Annotated in this window: 12 protein-coding genes; 9 read left to right on the forward strand and 3 right to left on the reverse strand. The window is 39.9% G+C overall.

What is annotated here, in order from left to right:
• Positions 1-4: 4 nt before the first annotated feature.
• The 4 genes from ACOQO1_RS15355 (at position 5) to ACOQO1_RS15370 (ending at position 6,328) form a co-directional block, all read left to right on the forward strand.
• Positions 5-1,285 carry a M23 family metallopeptidase gene (locus ACOQO1_RS15355; protein WP_420603763.1) on the forward strand — a complete coding sequence of 427 codons (1,281 nt, stop codon included), beginning with the start codon at positions 5-7 and terminating at the stop codon, positions 1,283-1,285.
• Between the two features lies 1 nt (position 1,286).
• Positions 1,287-2,924, forward strand: coding sequence for a glucose-6-phosphate isomerase (pgi, locus tag ACOQO1_RS15360; protein ID WP_420603764.1), 1,638 nt, complete (start codon positions 1,287-1,289; stop codon positions 2,922-2,924).
• A 168-nt stretch (positions 2,925-3,092) separates the two neighbouring features.
• A complete protein-coding gene (locus tag ACOQO1_RS15365) occupies positions 3,093-5,804 on the forward strand; it encodes a TonB-dependent receptor (RefSeq protein ID WP_420603765.1) in 2,712 nt (903 codons plus the stop codon).
• Positions 5,805-5,890: 86 nt separating this feature from the next.
• Complete coding sequence (locus ACOQO1_RS15370) at positions 5,891-6,328, forward strand: hypothetical protein (RefSeq protein ID WP_420603766.1); 438 nt, start codon at positions 5,891-5,893, stop codon at positions 6,326-6,328.
• 34 nt (positions 6,329-6,362) lie between these two features.
• Here ACOQO1_RS15370 and ACOQO1_RS15375 read toward each other — a convergent pair whose 3' ends face one another.
• Entirely contained in the window at positions 6,363-7,403 is a 1,041-nt protein-coding gene (locus tag ACOQO1_RS15375; RefSeq protein ID WP_420603767.1) for an endonuclease/exonuclease/phosphatase family protein, read from the reverse strand.
• A 106-nt stretch (positions 7,404-7,509) separates the two neighbouring features.
• On the opposite strand from ACOQO1_RS15375, the gene ACOQO1_RS15380 reads away from it, so the two are divergent.
• The 3 genes from ACOQO1_RS15380 to ACOQO1_RS15390 all read left to right on the forward strand — a co-directional run bounded on the left by ACOQO1_RS15380 (position 7,510) and on the right by ACOQO1_RS15390 (position 12,208).
• Positions 7,510-10,248 carry a carboxypeptidase regulatory-like domain-containing protein gene (locus tag ACOQO1_RS15380; protein ID WP_420603768.1) on the forward strand — a complete coding sequence of 913 codons (2,739 nt, stop codon included), beginning with the start codon at positions 7,510-7,512 and terminating at the stop codon, positions 10,246-10,248.
• A 26-nt stretch (positions 10,249-10,274) separates the two neighbouring features.
• A complete protein-coding gene (locus ACOQO1_RS15385) occupies positions 10,275-11,636 on the forward strand; it encodes a DUF5689 domain-containing protein (RefSeq protein WP_420603769.1) in 1,362 nt (453 codons plus the stop codon).
• Between the two features lie 92 nt (positions 11,637-11,728).
• Positions 11,729-12,208, forward strand: a complete 480-nt coding sequence (locus ACOQO1_RS15390) for a hypothetical protein (protein ID WP_420603770.1) — start codon at positions 11,729-11,731, stop codon at positions 12,206-12,208.
• A 72-nt stretch (positions 12,209-12,280) separates the two neighbouring features.
• Here ACOQO1_RS15390 and ACOQO1_RS15395 read toward each other — a convergent pair whose 3' ends face one another.
• Both ACOQO1_RS15395 and ACOQO1_RS15400 read right to left on the reverse strand, forming a co-directional pair.
• Entirely contained in the window at positions 12,281-12,811 is a 531-nt protein-coding gene (locus ACOQO1_RS15395; RefSeq protein ID WP_420603771.1) for a hypothetical protein, read from the reverse strand.
• Positions 12,812-12,903: 92 nt separating this feature from the next.
• Entirely contained in the window at positions 12,904-13,509 is a 606-nt protein-coding gene (locus ACOQO1_RS15400; protein ID WP_420603772.1) for a DinB family protein, read from the reverse strand.
• Positions 13,510-13,843: 334 nt separating this feature from the next.
• Here ACOQO1_RS15400 and katG point away from each other — a divergent pair, with 334 nt between their 5' ends.
• Both katG and ACOQO1_RS15410 read left to right on the forward strand, forming a co-directional pair.
• Positions 13,844-16,090, forward strand: a complete 2,247-nt coding sequence (katG, locus tag ACOQO1_RS15405; RefSeq protein WP_420603773.1) for a catalase/peroxidase HPI — start codon at positions 13,844-13,846, stop codon at positions 16,088-16,090.
• Positions 16,091-16,183: 93 nt separating this feature from the next.
• Positions 16,184-16,663 (forward strand): ankyrin repeat domain-containing protein, encoded by a 480-nt coding sequence (locus ACOQO1_RS15410; RefSeq protein WP_420603774.1) that lies wholly within the window; start codon positions 16,184-16,186, stop codon positions 16,661-16,663.
• Position 16,664: the final 1 nt, after the last annotated feature.

Raw genomic sequence — 16,664 nt, forward strand, 5'->3', positions numbered from 1 at the left:
TAAAATGCAAAGATTTTTTGGGGCAATCTTGGCACTAATGGTTTTGGTGTCTTGCAAAGAAAAAAAGGAACTGGTACAGCAATTGGAACCACAGGAACCGGTTCAAAAACCTATAGTAAAACACTTTGGGTTCAACCTTGATGATTTCAATACGGTATACGACACTATAAAAAGAGGGGAAACTTTTGGGGAACTCATGTTAAAAAATAAAGTTGACTACCCTAAAATATATTCCATATCGGAGAATTATAAAGACACTTTTGATGTTAGGAAAGTAATGGTGGGCAAACCCTACATTCTTTTAAAATCAAAAGATACTGCAGAGGCAGCAGAAGTTTTTATCTATCAAAACGATAAGATTAATTATACAGTGGTAGATTTTAGGGATAGTAGCGCCTATGCCTATAAAGGAAAAAGAAAAGTGAAATCCTTGGAGCGTGAAGTTGCAGGGGTTATAGAAAATAACCTGTCCGAAACACTTGACAAACTTGGGGTAGACTATAATGTGACCATTGACCTGTCCGAGATTTATGCGTGGACAATAGATTTCTTCAGATTGGAAAAAGGAGATAAGTTCAAGGTCATTTATGACGAGCGTTTCATCAACGATTCTGTTTATGCGGGACGAGGACCCATTAAAGCAGCTTTATTTGAGCATAAGGGAACACCTATTTATGCATTTCCATATGTAACGGATTCCCTTAAGAACATCTTGGATTACTACGATCAAGACGCCAATAATCTGCGAAGCACATTCTTAAGAGCTCCCATAAAATTTGGATACCGATTGTCATCCCGTTATAACTTAAAACGTAGAATTGCATATTACGGTTATAAGGTAAGACCTCATAAGGGAACAGACTATGCAGCACCCATAGGAACTCCCATTATTGCCACTGCCGATGGAACAGTGACAGAATCAACCCGAAGAGGAGGTAATGGTAGATATGTAAAGATCAGACATAACGGAACCTATAGCACCCAGTACCTTCACATGAAAAAACAAAAGGTGAAAAGAGGTGAATTTGTTAGGCAGGGAGATGTAATTGGCTGGGTAGGAATGACTGGGAATACCGGAGGCCCCCATGTTTGCTATCGATTCTGGAAAAATGGCAGACAGGTAGATCCCCTGCGTGAAAAATTACCTGCGGCAGAACCCATTGCTGATTCTCTTAGAACAGAATACTTATCCCATATAGATCCATTAAAAACACAACTGGATTGCATAGAATATGTAATTCCTGAACCGGAACTTGAAGGAGACCAACTAACACTCAACCCATAAAATGACATTGCCCAAAATAAATCCTACCACTACAGAAGCTTGGAAAAAATTATCGGAACACTATAAAAACACAAAAGACGTACATCTCAGGGAACTGTTTTCTTCGGACTTAGATCGTGGAAAGAAATTTACCTTGCTGTGGAAAGACTTTATAGTAGACTATTCCAAAAACAGAATAGACGAGCAGACTCTCTCACTCTTGTTGGAATTGGCGGATGAAGTGGGATTGAAAAATGCAATTTCCAGCTATTTTAATGGAGCATTGATAAATCAAACCGAAGGACGAGCTGTTCTCCATACGGCACTTCGTGCCAAGGCAGATGACGAGGTATTTGTTGAAGGAGAGAACATTGTTAAGGAGGTTTATCAGGTAAAGGAAAAAATCAAGGCTTTTTCAGAAGCTGTAATTTCAGGAGAAAGCAAGGGGTATACCAACAAACCCTTTACGGATATTGTGAATATTGGTATTGGAGGATCAGATTTGGGTCCCGCTATGGTCACTGAATCCCTTAAATATTATCAAAACCATTTAAAAACTCATTTTGTGAGCAATGTGGACGGGGATCATGTCCATGAAATATTGAAAGAGTTGAACCCCGAGACCACCTTGTTTGTTGTGGTCTCCAAAACGTTTACCACTCAAGAAACGCTCAGCAATGCCCTTACCATTAAAAAATGGTTTTTGGAGCATGGTGCACAAAATGACATTGCCAAACATTTTGCGGCTGTTTCAACCAACACGCAAAAAATCAAAGAGTTTGGTATAGCCGATGAAAATGTATTTCCCATGTGGGATTGGGTTGGAGGTCGCTTTTCGCTTTGGAGTGCAGTTGGTCTTTCCATAGCCCTTTCTGTTGGATATGGGAATTTTGAAGAACTCTTACAGGGAGCCAACGAAATGGATGTTCATTTTAATGAAGCTCCTTTCTCGGAAAATATTCCGGTTATCTTGGCACTGCTCAGTGTATGGTACAATAATTTTTACGAAGCAGAGACAGAGGCCATTATTCCTTATACGCAATACTTGAATCGCTTTTCCGCTTATTTACAACAGGGCATTATGGAAAGCAATGGTAAGAGTGTGGATAGAGCGGGTAACCGTGCCCAGTATGAAACAGGTACGATTATCTGGGGGGAACCTGGCACAAATTCACAACATGCCTTTTTTCAGTTAATTCATCAAGGCACAAAACTTATTCCTTCAGATTTTATTGGGTTTAAAGAATCGTTGCATGGCGATTTGGATCATCATAATAAGTTAATGGCCAATTTTTTTGCCCAGACAGAAGCATTGATGAACGGGAAAAATGAAGAAGAAGTTAGGCAGGAGTTGGAAAAACAAGACATTTCCGAAGAAGAATTGGAGTTGTTACTGCCCTTCAAAATATTTGAGGGCAACAAGCCAACAAATACTATCCTGATTAAAAAATTAACCCCAAAAACCTTGGGTTCATTGATTGCTATGTACGAGCATAAAATCTTTGTCCAAGGTATTATCTGGAACATCTTCAGCTATGATCAATGGGGTGTTGAACTGGGTAAACAACTTGCCAAAAATATACTGCAGGACATAGAAGGTTCCGAAATTGGCAAACATGACAGTTCAACCCTGAATCTTTTGCAATTTTTTAAGAATTGATTTAAGTTTTCTTAAAAACCAATAGACATTTAACTAGTTGTTTATCAGCAAACTATAGAGTCGCTGATTATTGTTATATTTGATTTATTAACGTTTGTTTAACATGGCTTGTGTTAAAAAACGGGATTTTTGCATGACTATTCAAATAACTTAAAACACTCAACTAAAATGAAAAAGGTCTATTCATTTATTGTGGCGCTGTTTGCATCCACAATTATGTTTTCACAAGGAACGGTTACCGGTACCGTAATGGACGGTGACTTGGGAAGTCCACTTCCCGGTGCCAGCGTTGTTCTACAGGGCACACAAAATGGTGCATCAACAGATTTTGATGGGAAATTTACAATAGAGGTTTCTGAAGCTTCGGGAACTCTTGTTGTTTCCTATATCGGGTTTGTAACCAAAAGAGTACCTTTTAATTCTTATGGAGACATTGGGTCCATTACCCTTAATCCCGATGCTGAAGAATTGGAAGGTGTTGTCGTAACCGGAATCTTGGATATTGCCAAGGATAGGGAGACACCTGTAGCAGTTTCAACTATTACCGCTGCTGAAATTCAAGAAAAAATCGGCTCTCAAGAGTTACCGGAGGTGTTAAAATCCACCCCATCAATTTATGCGACCAAAACTGGCGGCGGATTTGGAGACGGAAGAATCAATGTAAGAGGTTTTGATTCACAGAACACGGCGATTATGATTAACGGAATCCCTGTTAACGATATGGAAAACGGTCGGGTTTTCTGGAGTAACTGGGCAGGACTTAGTGATGTTACAACTGCCATGCAGGTACAGAGAGGTCTTGGATCTTCCAAATTGGCGATTAGCTCTGTAGGAGGGACTATCAACATTATCACCAAGTCAACCGATAAGGAAGAAGGCGGATCCGTTCGTTTTGGTGGAGGTAATGATGGTTATATAAAGACAACTGCTTCCTATAACACAGGTAAAAACGATAAAGGATTTGCAGCATCTATACTTTTAGGAAGAACCGCTGGGGATGGATATGTACAGGGAACCAAGTTTGAAGGGTATAATTACTTTATAGGATTGGGATACGAACCCAACGATAGAAACAGCTTCCAGTTTGTTCTAACAGGTGCACCACAGGTACACAACCAAAGGACTTCTAGTTTCTTCAACGTTGCAACTCTGGCAGATCATGTGGAATATGGTGCACTGTATAACTTTAACCATGGATTCTTAAATGGTGAAGAATTTGGGTGGAGAAGAAACTTTTACCACAAACCGATTGCTTCTTTAAACTGGGATCATAAATTCAATGATAAGACTACATTGTCTACCTCAATTTATGCCTCTGTTGGTAGAGGTGGTGGAACGGGTGACATAGGAGTTGGACCTGGTTTTGGTTTTGCAAGTTCAAGCAGATATAGGATTCCTGCAACAGGACAGGTAGATTATGATTTGATTTCAAGATTTAATGGTGGAGAGTCCGTTACCTTTTATAATGGAGACAACGGAGGAAACCCTCGCCAAATAGCCCCTACAAATGGAGAGCAAATTGTAACAAGTTTTGGGGATGGAATTATTCGAAGAGCTTCTATGAACTCTCATAACTGGTTTGGCCTAATTGCCAATTTACACACGGATATTGATACGGAATGGAGTTGGGATGTTGGAGTTGATGCAAGGTCCTATAAAGGAATTCATTACAGAAGAGTGGACAACCTTTTAGGTGCTGATGGATATTTTGATGATGACGATATGAACAATCCTAACCACACTGTAAGACAAGATGGTGTTATAGAATCTAACTTTGGTTCAATTGTAAATATCTTTAAGAATATTGACGATGAAGAAAAAATCGACTACTACAATGATGGCATTGTTAGGTGGTTGGGTGCTTTCGGACAGTTAGAGTACAGTAATGGAATAGTTTCTGCCTTTTTACAAGGAGGAGTGTCACAACAGGGATTTAAAAGGATAGACTATTTTGGCTATTTAAATTCCGATCCAGAGCAAGAAACCGATTTTGAAAACAGATTGGGCGGAAACATTAAAGGAGGGGCCAACTTCAATATCAATGAAGCCCATAATGTTTTCTTTAATGCGGGGTACTACTCAAAGCAACCTTTGTTCGATGCCGTATACCTGAACTTTAGGAATGAATTGAATCCTGATTTGACCAATGAAAAAATATTGGGTCTTGAAGCAGGATATGGAATTAATCTTGGTGATTTCAGAGCGAAGATCAATATATACAGAACAGCTTGGAAAGACAGATTTGAAGATTTGGATATAGAAACAGACCTTGGAGACGAAGGAACGGCCAATATCAATGGTGTGGAACAAATTCATTCCGGGTTTGAACTTGAGGCCAACTACAGAGCTTCAGATGCAGTTCAATTTAAAGGAATGCTGTCCATGGGTAATTGGGAATATGGAGGTAATGCTTCAGGAGCTGCTTTGGATGATGACAGAAATATAATTGATCCAGATGTGACCTTATATTTGGATAATGTCAAAGTTGGGGATGCCGCTCAATTCACAACTAACTTGGAAATGATTATTAGACCTTGTGAGAATTTAAAATTGAGCACCAACCTTTACTCTGCATCCAGATTGTTTGCACAGATCAATGCTGAGGATTTTGCCGATCCAAACCATCAAGGTTCTTTAAGGCTACCAAGTTATAGTCTGATTGATTTTGGAGCATACTACAAATTCAACATTGCAGGTGACAATACTATTAGTATTGCGGCCAACGTGAATAACTTATTTGACACAGAATATATTGCTGAGTCCTTGACCAATAACTTTGTAGAAGACAATGGCCCAACCTTTAGAGGTTTAAATACCAGTAACAAAGTATTCTTTGGTTTTGGAAGAACATGGAACGTAAGCATGAGATATAATTTCTAATTCTCGCTTCTAATAAACTAAAAACCCTGCCACTGGCAGGGTTTTTTATGTTCAAAATCCTTACTTTTAAACATCAAATTATACCAATGGAAATTTTACGTAACCTTCACTCTTACTTTGCTTATGTTGTACTGGCCATATTGATTTTAGCCGTTTTTAATGCCATAAAGGGATGGCTTGGAAAAGGGGAATTTACCATGCACAAAGATTTAAGGGTAAGCCTCTTTGCCTTGATTTTGACCCATATGCAATTATTGATCGGGTTAATTCTATATTTTATTTCTGACAATGGCCTTAAGGCCATTCAGGCTTTGGGAATGGGTGGATTGAACTCGGCGGCACGTTTATTGGCGGTGGAGCACCCCTTTACCAATATTCTGGCGGTGGCCTTGATTACAATTGGCTGGTCTCGCCATAAAAAGAAAAATGAGAGCACTGCAAAATTCAAGAGCATTGCCATTTTCTATGGAATTGGACTTGCTTTATTATTGTTTATGATTCCTTGGGGACAGTGGTTTAATTAAAATCTTATTTGTCATTCCCGGGAAGGCGGGAATCTCATTCTTTCACTTCCTTGATCAAGAATAGGTATACGGGAAAATGGTCACTATACCCTTCTGTATAGTTGGTTCCGGAATAGGTTCTGAAGGGGTAACCTTTAAACCTACCCTTATTGGTTTTTAAATAATCAGGGGAGTAGATGCTGGTCTTCCAAAAAGAATATCCAGAATCATCCTTGTCAACTAAATTTTGGGTCATAAAGAACTGGTCAAACAAATTCCATTTGTCACGATAAGCCAATGATCCAACTCCTTTTTTGTACAATTTTTCCATGGGGTTGAAAAGCGATAGGCTATCCAACTGGTTTACCTTGGCTTTTGTGTTAAGAATTTTTTTAAGGCTATCATCTCTGGGGTCATCATTCAGGTCGCCCATACTTATAATTTTGGCATTGAAGTCCAAATTTTGAATGGAATCAATGATACGTTTATTCAACAAAGCTGCTCGTACACGGTTCGGCTTGCTCTTTGCAGACCCACCCCTTCTGGAGGGCCAATGATTCACAATAAAGTGGAATTCCTCTCCATCCATTAGACCGCCAACCACGAGCTGATCTCGGGTATAGTTTCTTTGGCCCATTTCATCAAACAAAAGAAGCCTATGGCTTTTGAACGAATACGGAAGGAAAGAAGATCTCTTAAAAAGCAGGGCCACATCAATACCCCGCTCATCAGGAGAATTAAAATGTACAATGCCATAATCCTTACCCTGTAAGTTTGGGTGATTAACTAAATCTTCTACCACTTTTTTGTTTTCAACCTCACATAGCCCAATAATATCTGGGGAAGTTTTGGTAGTTTCTGCACCAATTTTGGACAACACTTTTGAAATATGCTCAATTTTCTTTTCATAACGAGTTTGAGTCCAATGATAACTGCCCTCCGGAGTTCGTGCGTCATCAAAGATTAATGAATCATTCCTCGTGTCAAAAAGATTTTCAACATTGTAGAATGCCACGGTTCTAATGCAATAGGATTTTGGGGATTGGGCAGATAGGCATGTTATGCCGAATACAAAGAAGTAGGTTAAAAGTCGCATTTGGATTTTGATTTTAATTCGAAAATAAGTAAGATTGTTTGTTTTTCTTACATCAAAAGAAAGATAATAACCCCAAATCTTATTTATTAATCTACTTAACTAGCTTATGAGAATAGCTATGTTCCAAGTTGCGCTATGCTGTGCCTCACTTTTTTATGGACAGCAAAGTACTTCAATATCAGGAACTATTAAAGATGGGGTCACCAAAAGACCAATTCAGAGTGCAACGGTTACGGTTGACGGATTGTCCGAGAAGTTTTTGTCGGATAGCGATGGCCAATTTAATGTCACTATCCTTCAAAATGGAGAACAAACCCTTAAAATTCGTGCTCCTGATTATGTTTTAAAACAACTTCCTGTTTTTTTGGATGGTGAACCCATTGCTTTGGGTGACATTTTTCTGGAAAAGGATATTGTCAAAGAAAAAGAGGTCAATCTTGTTTCATTAACAGATGATGAACTATCGGGAGATGAAGAAACCGTTTCAATTTCTTCGGGCTTGTTACAGTCCAGCAGGGATATTTTTCTGAATCGAGCCGCATTTGATTTTGGTCAGGCATTTTTTAAGGTACGGGGTTATGATTCCCGGAATGGAAAGGTACTGATTAATGGAATCCCAATGAACAAGTTCTTCGACGGAAGACCACAGTGGAACAACTTTGGTGGCCTTAATGATGTACTTCGGAATCAAGAATATACAAATGGCCTTGCAATAAACCCATATACATTTGGCGGAATACTGGGCAACACTAATATAGATACAAGACCTTCGGTATCTAGACCAGGGATTCGATTGTCAAGTTCAATGTCAAACCGCACTTATAGAGGTAGATTAATGGCAACGTACAATTCTGGATTGCATAGCGGATTGGCATATTCAGTTTCATCTTCCAGAAGATGGGCGGGTCAAGGTTATGTGGATGGGACTTTGTACGATGCCTATTCATTTTTTGGTGCTTTGGAATACCAGCTGAATGCACAAAACAGTATCGTATTGACCGCCATTTTGGCCAAAAACCGGAGAGGCCGCTCCTCGGCAATTACCCAAGAGGTTTTTGATTTGATGGGAAGCAAGTACAATCCCTATTGGGGAAGCCAAGGTGGAGAAATAAGGAACTCAAGAACTAGGGAAATTTTTGAACCCTTATTTATGTTGAACCACTTTTTTCAATCGGATAAACTAAATTGGATGACGGGAGTTGCCTATCAAGTAGGGAGCAATACCAGAAGCAGATTGGGATATTATAGCGCTGCAAATCCAGACCCTACGTATTACAAATATTTGCCCAGTTTTTATGTGAACAGTCCTTTGGGCGCTGATTTCAGAAATGCAGCTTTTGCCAAGGATGGCCTCTTTCAGAATTCGCAAATCCAATGGGAGACAATGTATAGGGCCAACACCAACATATCAAATGAAGGAAAGGCATCCTACATACTGTACAATGATGTGGCAAGTGATAGACAAATAACCTTTTCCAGTGCTGCAAACTATACGATTAATGAACATTTCAGCGCGGGGGCGGGAGCAAACTACAGAACGCTTATCTCTAAAAACTTTGCTGAAATTGATGATTTATTGGGAGCCGAATACCATGAGGATACTGATTCTTTTTCAGGGACAAAGAATGATATGGCTGGCAGCTTGACCAAGACGAAAGGAGAGAAGTTCAACTACCACTATAACCTAATGGCCTCCCAGTTTACAGGTTTTGCACAGATTGAAGCAAATTTTAAACGTTGGAAGGGATTTGCTTCGGCATCTTTTTCTGGTTTTAATACCCAAAGAGAAGGTCTTTTTCAAAACGAACGCTTTTTGGAAAATTCCTTGGGCAATGGAGATAAAATTTCCTTTTCTGGTTTGGGACTTAAATCAGGAGTTTCTTATTTCCTTTCTGGAAGACATTGGTTTACGGTGAATGGGGCACTTGTGAACAGACCTCCCACCATCCAGAATATGTTCGTCAATCCTAGGGAAAACAATGATATTGTTCCGGAAATCCAAAAGGAGATTATCACAGCTGTTGATTTAAGTTACTTCATCAGATTACCAGATGTTACTGGACGTGTAAGTGCATTCTATACCAGATTTCAACACACAACGGATATCAATTTCTTTTATGTGGATTCAGGTTTTGGTTCCGATTTTGTTCAGGAAGTGATTACAGGATTGGACAAGCTCCATAAAGGAATTGAACTTGGACTAGAATATGAAGTTTCTTCAAGTGTAAAGTTATCTGCAGCAGGAAATCTGGGACAATATGTATATGCCAGTGACCCTTCTGTTGCCATAAACTTTGATACTGCAGGGAACGAAGAGGAACTATTGAACGTTGAAGGCAATTTGGATTTAGGTATTGCCAGTCTAAAGGAACTGAAATTGGCACAAGGACCACAAACCGCTTTTGCACTGGGAGTGGAATATAGAGCCCCAAAATATTGGTGGGTCAGCGCCACTACCAATTATTTGACCAATAATTATTTGAATCCCTCAACCATAACCCGCACCCAAAGCTTTTTGTTTAACCCTGATACAGGTGAACCTTTTCCGGATGCTACTGATGAAAATGTAACCCGAATTTTAAAACAGCAAAGGCTGGATGATATCTACTTGCTCAATATCGTTGGAGGCAAATCATGGTTGGTAAACAAAAAATATATCAGCGCTTTTGTGAGCGTGAACAATGTATTTGGAGCGGCTTTTAGAACCGGAGGTTACGAACAGAGTCGGAATGGTAATTATCGACAACTCCAAAAAGACAATTTAAGTGGGACTCCTTCTTTTGGACCAAAATATTGGTATAGCTATGGGCGGACATATTTTTTGAACCTCGCCATAAGCTTTTAACTATAAACCAAATATTATTAATAACAATGAAATCTATAAATAAGACATGCTATTTACTGAGTTCAATCCTATTTTTTTCTTGTGTTGTAGGCTCTGATTTTGATGCTCTGGAACAAGATTGCGATTCCAATTTACAGGCGAATATCAGTTTTGAGGAACTGGATACTTTATTTAAAGGAGAGACTATTCAAATTCATGAAGATTTAATCATTGAAGGATATGTGATTTCATCGGACAGGGCTGGAAACTTTTTTGGTGTCATTCACCTACAAGACCACCCAACAATACCCACTAAAGGCCTTCAACTTGAAGTTGATTTACGAGACTCACATCTATTTTTTGAAACAGGAAGCAAAGTTCAGGTGAAACTGAAAGGATTGTACCTTGGAAAAAGTGGTGAAACACTCAAATTGGGCGGGTCTTTTTCGGCTTTCGGGAATGTATCAGTAGGAAGATTACCTGCTTTGAAGATTCCTGAACATATTTTCTTGTTATGTGAAGATAAGGAAATGGTAAAACCTGTTTTGACGACTATTCCTGATTTGGAAAATCTAACTACAAACATTTTGGTCAAAATCGATAGTTTGGAAGTTGTTGATGAAGCATTGGGAATGACCTTTGCGTTGCCAAAAGAAGAGACAGAGATTACTCTTAAAGACTGTGAGGAAAATGAAATTGTAATGTTGAATTCTGGTTTTTCAGATTTTCAGGCAGAAATTTTACCTGAAGGAAATGGAGCAATAACCGGAATTCTGAAAAAAAATGGAAAGAAAAACCAAATCGTTATTCGGGATTTGAGAGATTTAGATTTTATCAATGACCGTTGTCCTGAAATCATCACAGAGTTTACATCGAGACAGATTTTTATTTCAGAATTAGCAGACCCTGACAACAATTCCAGTGCTCGTTTTGTTGAGTTGTATAATGCCGCCTCGCAGCCCTTGGACTTTAACAAATGGGTGTTGAATCGTTTTACCAATGATAAAACAGAGATTAGTTCTTCCATTGATTTATCTGGATTTATTATTGAAGCTCAAAGCACATTGGTGATTTCACCCAATGCCGAGGAATTTGAATTGGTTTATGGGTTTCCGCCAGACCTGGGTGTATCAACGAACAGTCCAGCAGATTCCAACGGAGATGATAATTTGGAATTGGTGGACCCCTTTGGGATGGTTATCGACAGGTTTGGGGTTATTGGTGAGGATGGCTCTGGCACCAACCATGAATTTGAAGATGGCAGGGCGGTACGCAATGCAAACATAAACAAAGGCAACCCTTCTTACACCTTTTCAGAATGGACAATTTTTAACGATACGGGAGATTCAGGAACCACTAAGTTACCTCAGAATGCTCCAGAAGATTTCACTCCAAAAGGGCATCATTAGTATGTTATTGAACAATGCAATCTCTAATACAAAACATCCAAGCGCTACAAAAAGCACGTAGATTATTCCAACAAACATAAATAACCATAACTATGAAACACGTTTTATTTACACTAGTTTTTAGTCTTGCATTGGTATTTCAGTGCCAAGCCCAGGAAATTTCAAAACATGCTTTGGGAATCCGTGTTGGTGACGATGATGGATTTGGTGCGGAAATCAGTTATCAACTTGGCCTTTCAGATGCAAACCGGCTTGAACTGGATTTAGGAATTAGAAACAAAAAAGATTCTTATGATGCTTTTAAGTTAGTTGGTCTTTACCAATGGGTAATGCCTTTAGATCGTTCTTTTCACTGGTACGTAGGTGCCGGGGCGGGTGTAGGAAATGTTAGTGTTGATGGTGCAGGTTCCAGCACCTTTGCATTACTGGCCGGGGGCATTGGAATAGAGTATAATTTTAAGATTCCATTGCTTTTGTCCCTTGATGTTAGACCAGAAATAGGTTTTAACGATGAAGGTTATGGCAGCGATTTTGATTTTGACCTAGGATTGGGAATCAGATATCAGTTCTGATAGGAATAAACTTCAAAAAAAGCCCATGTGGATAATCATATCTTCATGGGCTTTTTCATATCGAAAAAAATCTTAGAATGGGCGGAAGCTAAATTTTTGCCCACCCACAGATGCATCGGCCATAAGACCAGCCTTTGGAAGTGCAAAAACAGCCACCCCATCTTTATATTTTGCGTTGAACGCAATCCCAGATTTTAGGGCAACTGCCGAAGTTTCTGCAGCAAAGGCAAATTTACCTTCTTTAAAACGCGCCAAATCCACCGGGGTTTCAAAAAAGATAACCTCAATAATCGCCTGTCCACCAGCCTGCAGACCAACGTTCAACTTTTTAAGTCCTGCCATTCCAACCATTTCACCAGCTTCATAAACTACTCCATTCCCAGAGGCGCCACCAATAATGAAACCTCCTTTGCCCACATTGGGAAAAAGAACATAACCTGCAGAGTTATCAAAAAAGCGTTCAAGACCACTATCAGCCTTCAATAGTGTTTTCTTTGCTTTTTTTGCATCATTTATTACTTTTCTATCCTTTTTAGTTTGCGCATTTACATTGACCATCAGTAGCATCAATACGGTAAAAGCAACGGATTTTACTATTTTCATATGCTGTATTTGAAAGAAAGGATAAAGGTAAAAAATAAACCCCTTCCAATCTGGAAAGGGTTTGCCAATAAGTGTTAACGGGCACTTTATTTTCACTTTGGGAAAAGTTTGTGTGCCATTACTTCTTCCATTTGCTTTACATGGCGTTCTGTATGTCCGGCCATAAAGATGATAAGTTGTACGCCATCAACAGTACCAAAGGGCAAATCGTTGCTGAAGCGGTTTCTTAAATCATCCTCTGTGGACTCGATGTATGCTATATGCTCATTTCTTTTATCCATAAAAGTCTTTACGGTAGCTTCATGGGAGCCAAATTTGCCAGAAGGCTCAAAAGGTTCTCTCGTTTTTACCTTATTGGTTCTGTCCGTTATAATACCCATGAGTTGGTCATCCTTGAACTTTAGGGAATCTTTTAAGGCTGGATTCGCACCAGAGGCCACGGTTTTTTGTATCAGACCTCCAAAAGCATTTTCAGAAATAGCCAAATGTTCTACACATTGAGCTATGGACCATGCTTCTTCTTCGGGAAGAAAGTTTAGTTGTTCATCGGTAAGACCGTTAAGCACTTTTGACATATGATCACGGGTTTCTGTCAAATGCTTGATTGCCATTTTGCGATCATCATCGGTCAGTTTAAAAGTGTCAGCGCTAAAGCTAAAGAGCAGTAGGGCAACAATTGGTAAAATCAGTTTTTTCATCTGTAATGATATTTGAGTTAATTATAGATTTATTATATGACTCACGGTAAAGACGATTAAACGTACGCGGATTGGACACCCTTAGTACATTTTTAGTATATCGAGAATGCTCAAAATCAAAGATAAGGTATAAAACAACTACTTAAGGGGGCAAATATGCCAAACCATGGCGTTGTTTATGCTAAAAACAGGGTTTGGGTGAATTTGGCATGTTGCTCTGGATATAAATAATATTTATGTTTTAATAACATTTTAATATTAATCGTCTATTATCCGGACTGCTGTTTTCTTAATTTTATGGAGGTTAAGAAATACATTTAAACAACATACTATCATGAGTAAAAAATCAACAACATCGGCAACGGAAGCCGCAGGGGGCAATCAGAATGGGGCTAGTAAGTGTCCATTTATGAATGGTGCTGTAAAACATGGCGCAGGGGGAGGTACATCCAACCACGATTGGTGGCCCAACCAGTTAAAATTAAATATCCTTCGTCAACACTCTTCCTTGTCCAACCCTATGGATGAGGACTTCAACTACACAGAAGAGTTTAAGACACTTGATTTGAACGCTATTAAAAAAGATCTTTTTGATTTAATGACAGATTCCCAAGATTGGTGGCCCGCAGATTATGGACACTATGGTCCATTTTTCATCAGGATGGCATGGCATAGTGCGGGGACGTATCGTATTGCCGATGGCCGTGGAGGGGCAGGCTCTGGGACACAACGTTTTGCGCCATTAAATAGTTGGCCGGATAATGCAAACCTTGACAAAGCGCGATTATTGTTATGGCCGATAAAACAAAAATATGGGAAGAAGATTTCTTGGGCAGATTTGATGATTCTTGCAGGAAACTGCGCTTTGGAATCCATGGGTTTTAAAACCTTTGGTTTTGCCGGAGGGCGTGAAGATGTTTGGCAACCGGAAGAGGATATTTATTGGGGGGCAGAGACTGAATGGTTGGGCGACAAGCGTTATGAAGGAGACCGGGAATTGGAAAACCCCCTTGGTGCGGTACAAATGGGATTAATTTATGTGAACCCAGAGGGGCCAAACGGAAATCCTGACCCAATTGCCGCTGCTCATGATATTCGTGAAACCTTTGGCAGAATGGCAATGAACGATGAGGAAACCGTTGCTCTTATTGCGGGCGGGCACACCTTTGGAAAAACCCACGGAGCAGCGGATCCTGGAAAATACGTTGAGCGTGAACCTGCCGCCGCTGGAATTGAAGAGCAAAGTAAGGGTTGGAAAAACAACTTTGGAACTGGGAATGCTGGAGATACCATCACCAGTGGTTTGGAAGGTGCTTGGACAACTACGCCGACCAAATGGAGCAACAACTTTTTCTGGAACCTGTTTGGTTACGAATGGGAATTAACAAAAAGCCCGGCGGGAGCACACCAATGGATACCAAAACATGGTGCTGGGGCCAATAGCGTTCCAGATGCGCACGATTCGACCAAACGCCATACCCCAATTATGTTGACCACGGACCTCTCTTTGCGCATGGACCCAGAGTATGAGAAAATCTCAAGACGTTTCCATGAAAATCCTGATGATTTTGCCGATGCTTTTGCACGCGCCTGGTTTAAACTTACGCATCGTGATATGGGACCTATTGCACGTTACCTTGGATCGGAAGTCCCCACGGAAGAACTTATCTGGCAAGATCCCATTCCAGTGGTGGAACATGAGCTTATCAATGATGAAGATGTTGCTGCTTTAAAAGCCAATATTTTGGCTTCGGGTCTATCTATTTCAGAATTGGTGGGCACGGCTTGGGCTTCGGCCTCAACTTTCCGTGGTTCAGATAAAAGAGGAGGAGCCAATGGAGCTCGAATCAGATTGGAACCGCAGAAAAATTGGGAGGTGAACAATCCGGAGCAACTATCAAAGGTGTTGGATACGCTGGAAAGAATTCAAAAAGAATTCAATAGCACACAATCCGGTAACAAGCAAGTTTCTGTGGCTGATTTAATTGTTCTGGGAGGAAGTGTAGGTATTGAGCAGGCCGCCAAGAATGCAGGTCAAGATATAACAGTTCCATTTACTGCCGGAAGAGGTGATGCCACGCAAGAGCAAACAGATATTGATTCCATTGCGGTACTGGAACCTAAAGCTGATGGATTCCGTAATTACATGAAATCCAAATATTCTGTATCCGCAGAGGAAATGTTGATTGATAGGGCTCAACTATTGACATTGACCGCTCCGGAAATGACTGTGCTTTTAGGAGGACTTAGAGTACTTGATATTAATCACGAACAATCCCAGCACGGTGTTTTCACGGACAGAGCTGGATCACTTACAAATGATTTTTTTGTAAACCTGCTGGATTTGAGCACCAAATGGGGAGCAACTTCTGAGGAAGACAATGTCTTTGCCGGTCGTGACCGGGCTTCAGGTGAAGTGAAATGGGCAGGTACCCGAGTGGATTTGATCTTTGGATCAAACACCGAGCTTAGAGCAATAGCAGAGGTCTATGGAAGCAACGATTCCAAAGAACGTTTTGTAAAGGATTTTGTAGCTGCCTGGACCAAAGTGATGAACTTGGATCGTTTTGATTTGAACTGATCATAGCAAACATTAGAAAAAGAAAATTAACTATACAGAACTGTCACACCCGTTAAGGTTGTGGCAGTTTTTTTTATACCTTTCCAAAGGATTATGAACAATAAAGAAAACTTCTTTAGCGAAATAAGAAACGGTAATCTTGAAGCTGTTTCAAAATTGTTGGAATCAGATGCCAAATTGTTGGAAACCAAAGATGAAAGAGGATCAACACCTTTGATTCTGGCCACCTACTACAATCATGAAAAAATTTCGGCATTGCTGCTGAAAAAGGGAGCAGAAATAGATGCAAAAGATGGGTCAGGTAATACTGCTTTATTGGGTGTGTGTTTTAAGGGCTATGTTAACTTGGCAAAACTATTGATTACAGCTGGGGCCAATGTAAACCATGTAAATGCCATGGGGGCTACAAGTCTCATTTACGCTGCAACATTCAACCGTATTGAAATTGCACAATTGCTCTTGGAACACGGGGCAGACACTTCGGCTAAAGATGCAAGGGGTAATACAGCCTTGGATCATGCGAAAATGCAGGGAACCAAAACACTAATAGAAGTATTGGAAAACAAAGAATAAA

The organism is Flagellimonas sp. (assembly GCF_965222555.1).
Taxonomy (GTDB): domain Bacteria; phylum Bacteroidota; class Bacteroidia; order Flavobacteriales; family Flavobacteriaceae; genus Flagellimonas.

Coding starts and splice junctions, on each gene's coding strand:
- ACOQO1_RS15355 (WP_420603763.1), top strand. CDS start 5: ATGCAAAGATTTTTTGGGGCAATCTTGGCACTAATGGTTTTGGTGTCT.
- pgi (WP_420603764.1), top strand. CDS start 1,287: ATGACATTGCCCAAAATAAATCCTACCACTACAGAAGCTTGGAAAAAA.
- ACOQO1_RS15365 (WP_420603765.1), top strand. CDS start 3,093: ATGAAAAAGGTCTATTCATTTATTGTGGCGCTGTTTGCATCCACAATT.
- ACOQO1_RS15370 (WP_420603766.1), top strand. CDS start 5,891: ATGGAAATTTTACGTAACCTTCACTCTTACTTTGCTTATGTTGTACTG.
- ACOQO1_RS15375 (WP_420603767.1), bottom strand. CDS start 7,403: ATGCGACTTTTAACCTACTTCTTTGTATTCGGCATAACATGCCTATCT.
- ACOQO1_RS15380 (WP_420603768.1), top strand. CDS start 7,510: ATGAGAATAGCTATGTTCCAAGTTGCGCTATGCTGTGCCTCACTTTTT.
- ACOQO1_RS15385 (WP_420603769.1), top strand. CDS start 10,275: ATGAAATCTATAAATAAGACATGCTATTTACTGAGTTCAATCCTATTT.
- ACOQO1_RS15390 (WP_420603770.1), top strand. CDS start 11,729: ATGAAACACGTTTTATTTACACTAGTTTTTAGTCTTGCATTGGTATTT.
- ACOQO1_RS15395 (WP_420603771.1), bottom strand. CDS start 12,811: ATGAAAATAGTAAAATCCGTTGCTTTTACCGTATTGATGCTACTGATG.
- ACOQO1_RS15400 (WP_420603772.1), bottom strand. CDS start 13,509: ATGAAAAAACTGATTTTACCAATTGTTGCCCTACTGCTCTTTAGCTTT.
- katG (WP_420603773.1), top strand. CDS start 13,844: ATGAGTAAAAAATCAACAACATCGGCAACGGAAGCCGCAGGGGGCAAT.
- ACOQO1_RS15410 (WP_420603774.1), top strand. CDS start 16,184: ATGAACAATAAAGAAAACTTCTTTAGCGAAATAAGAAACGGTAATCTT.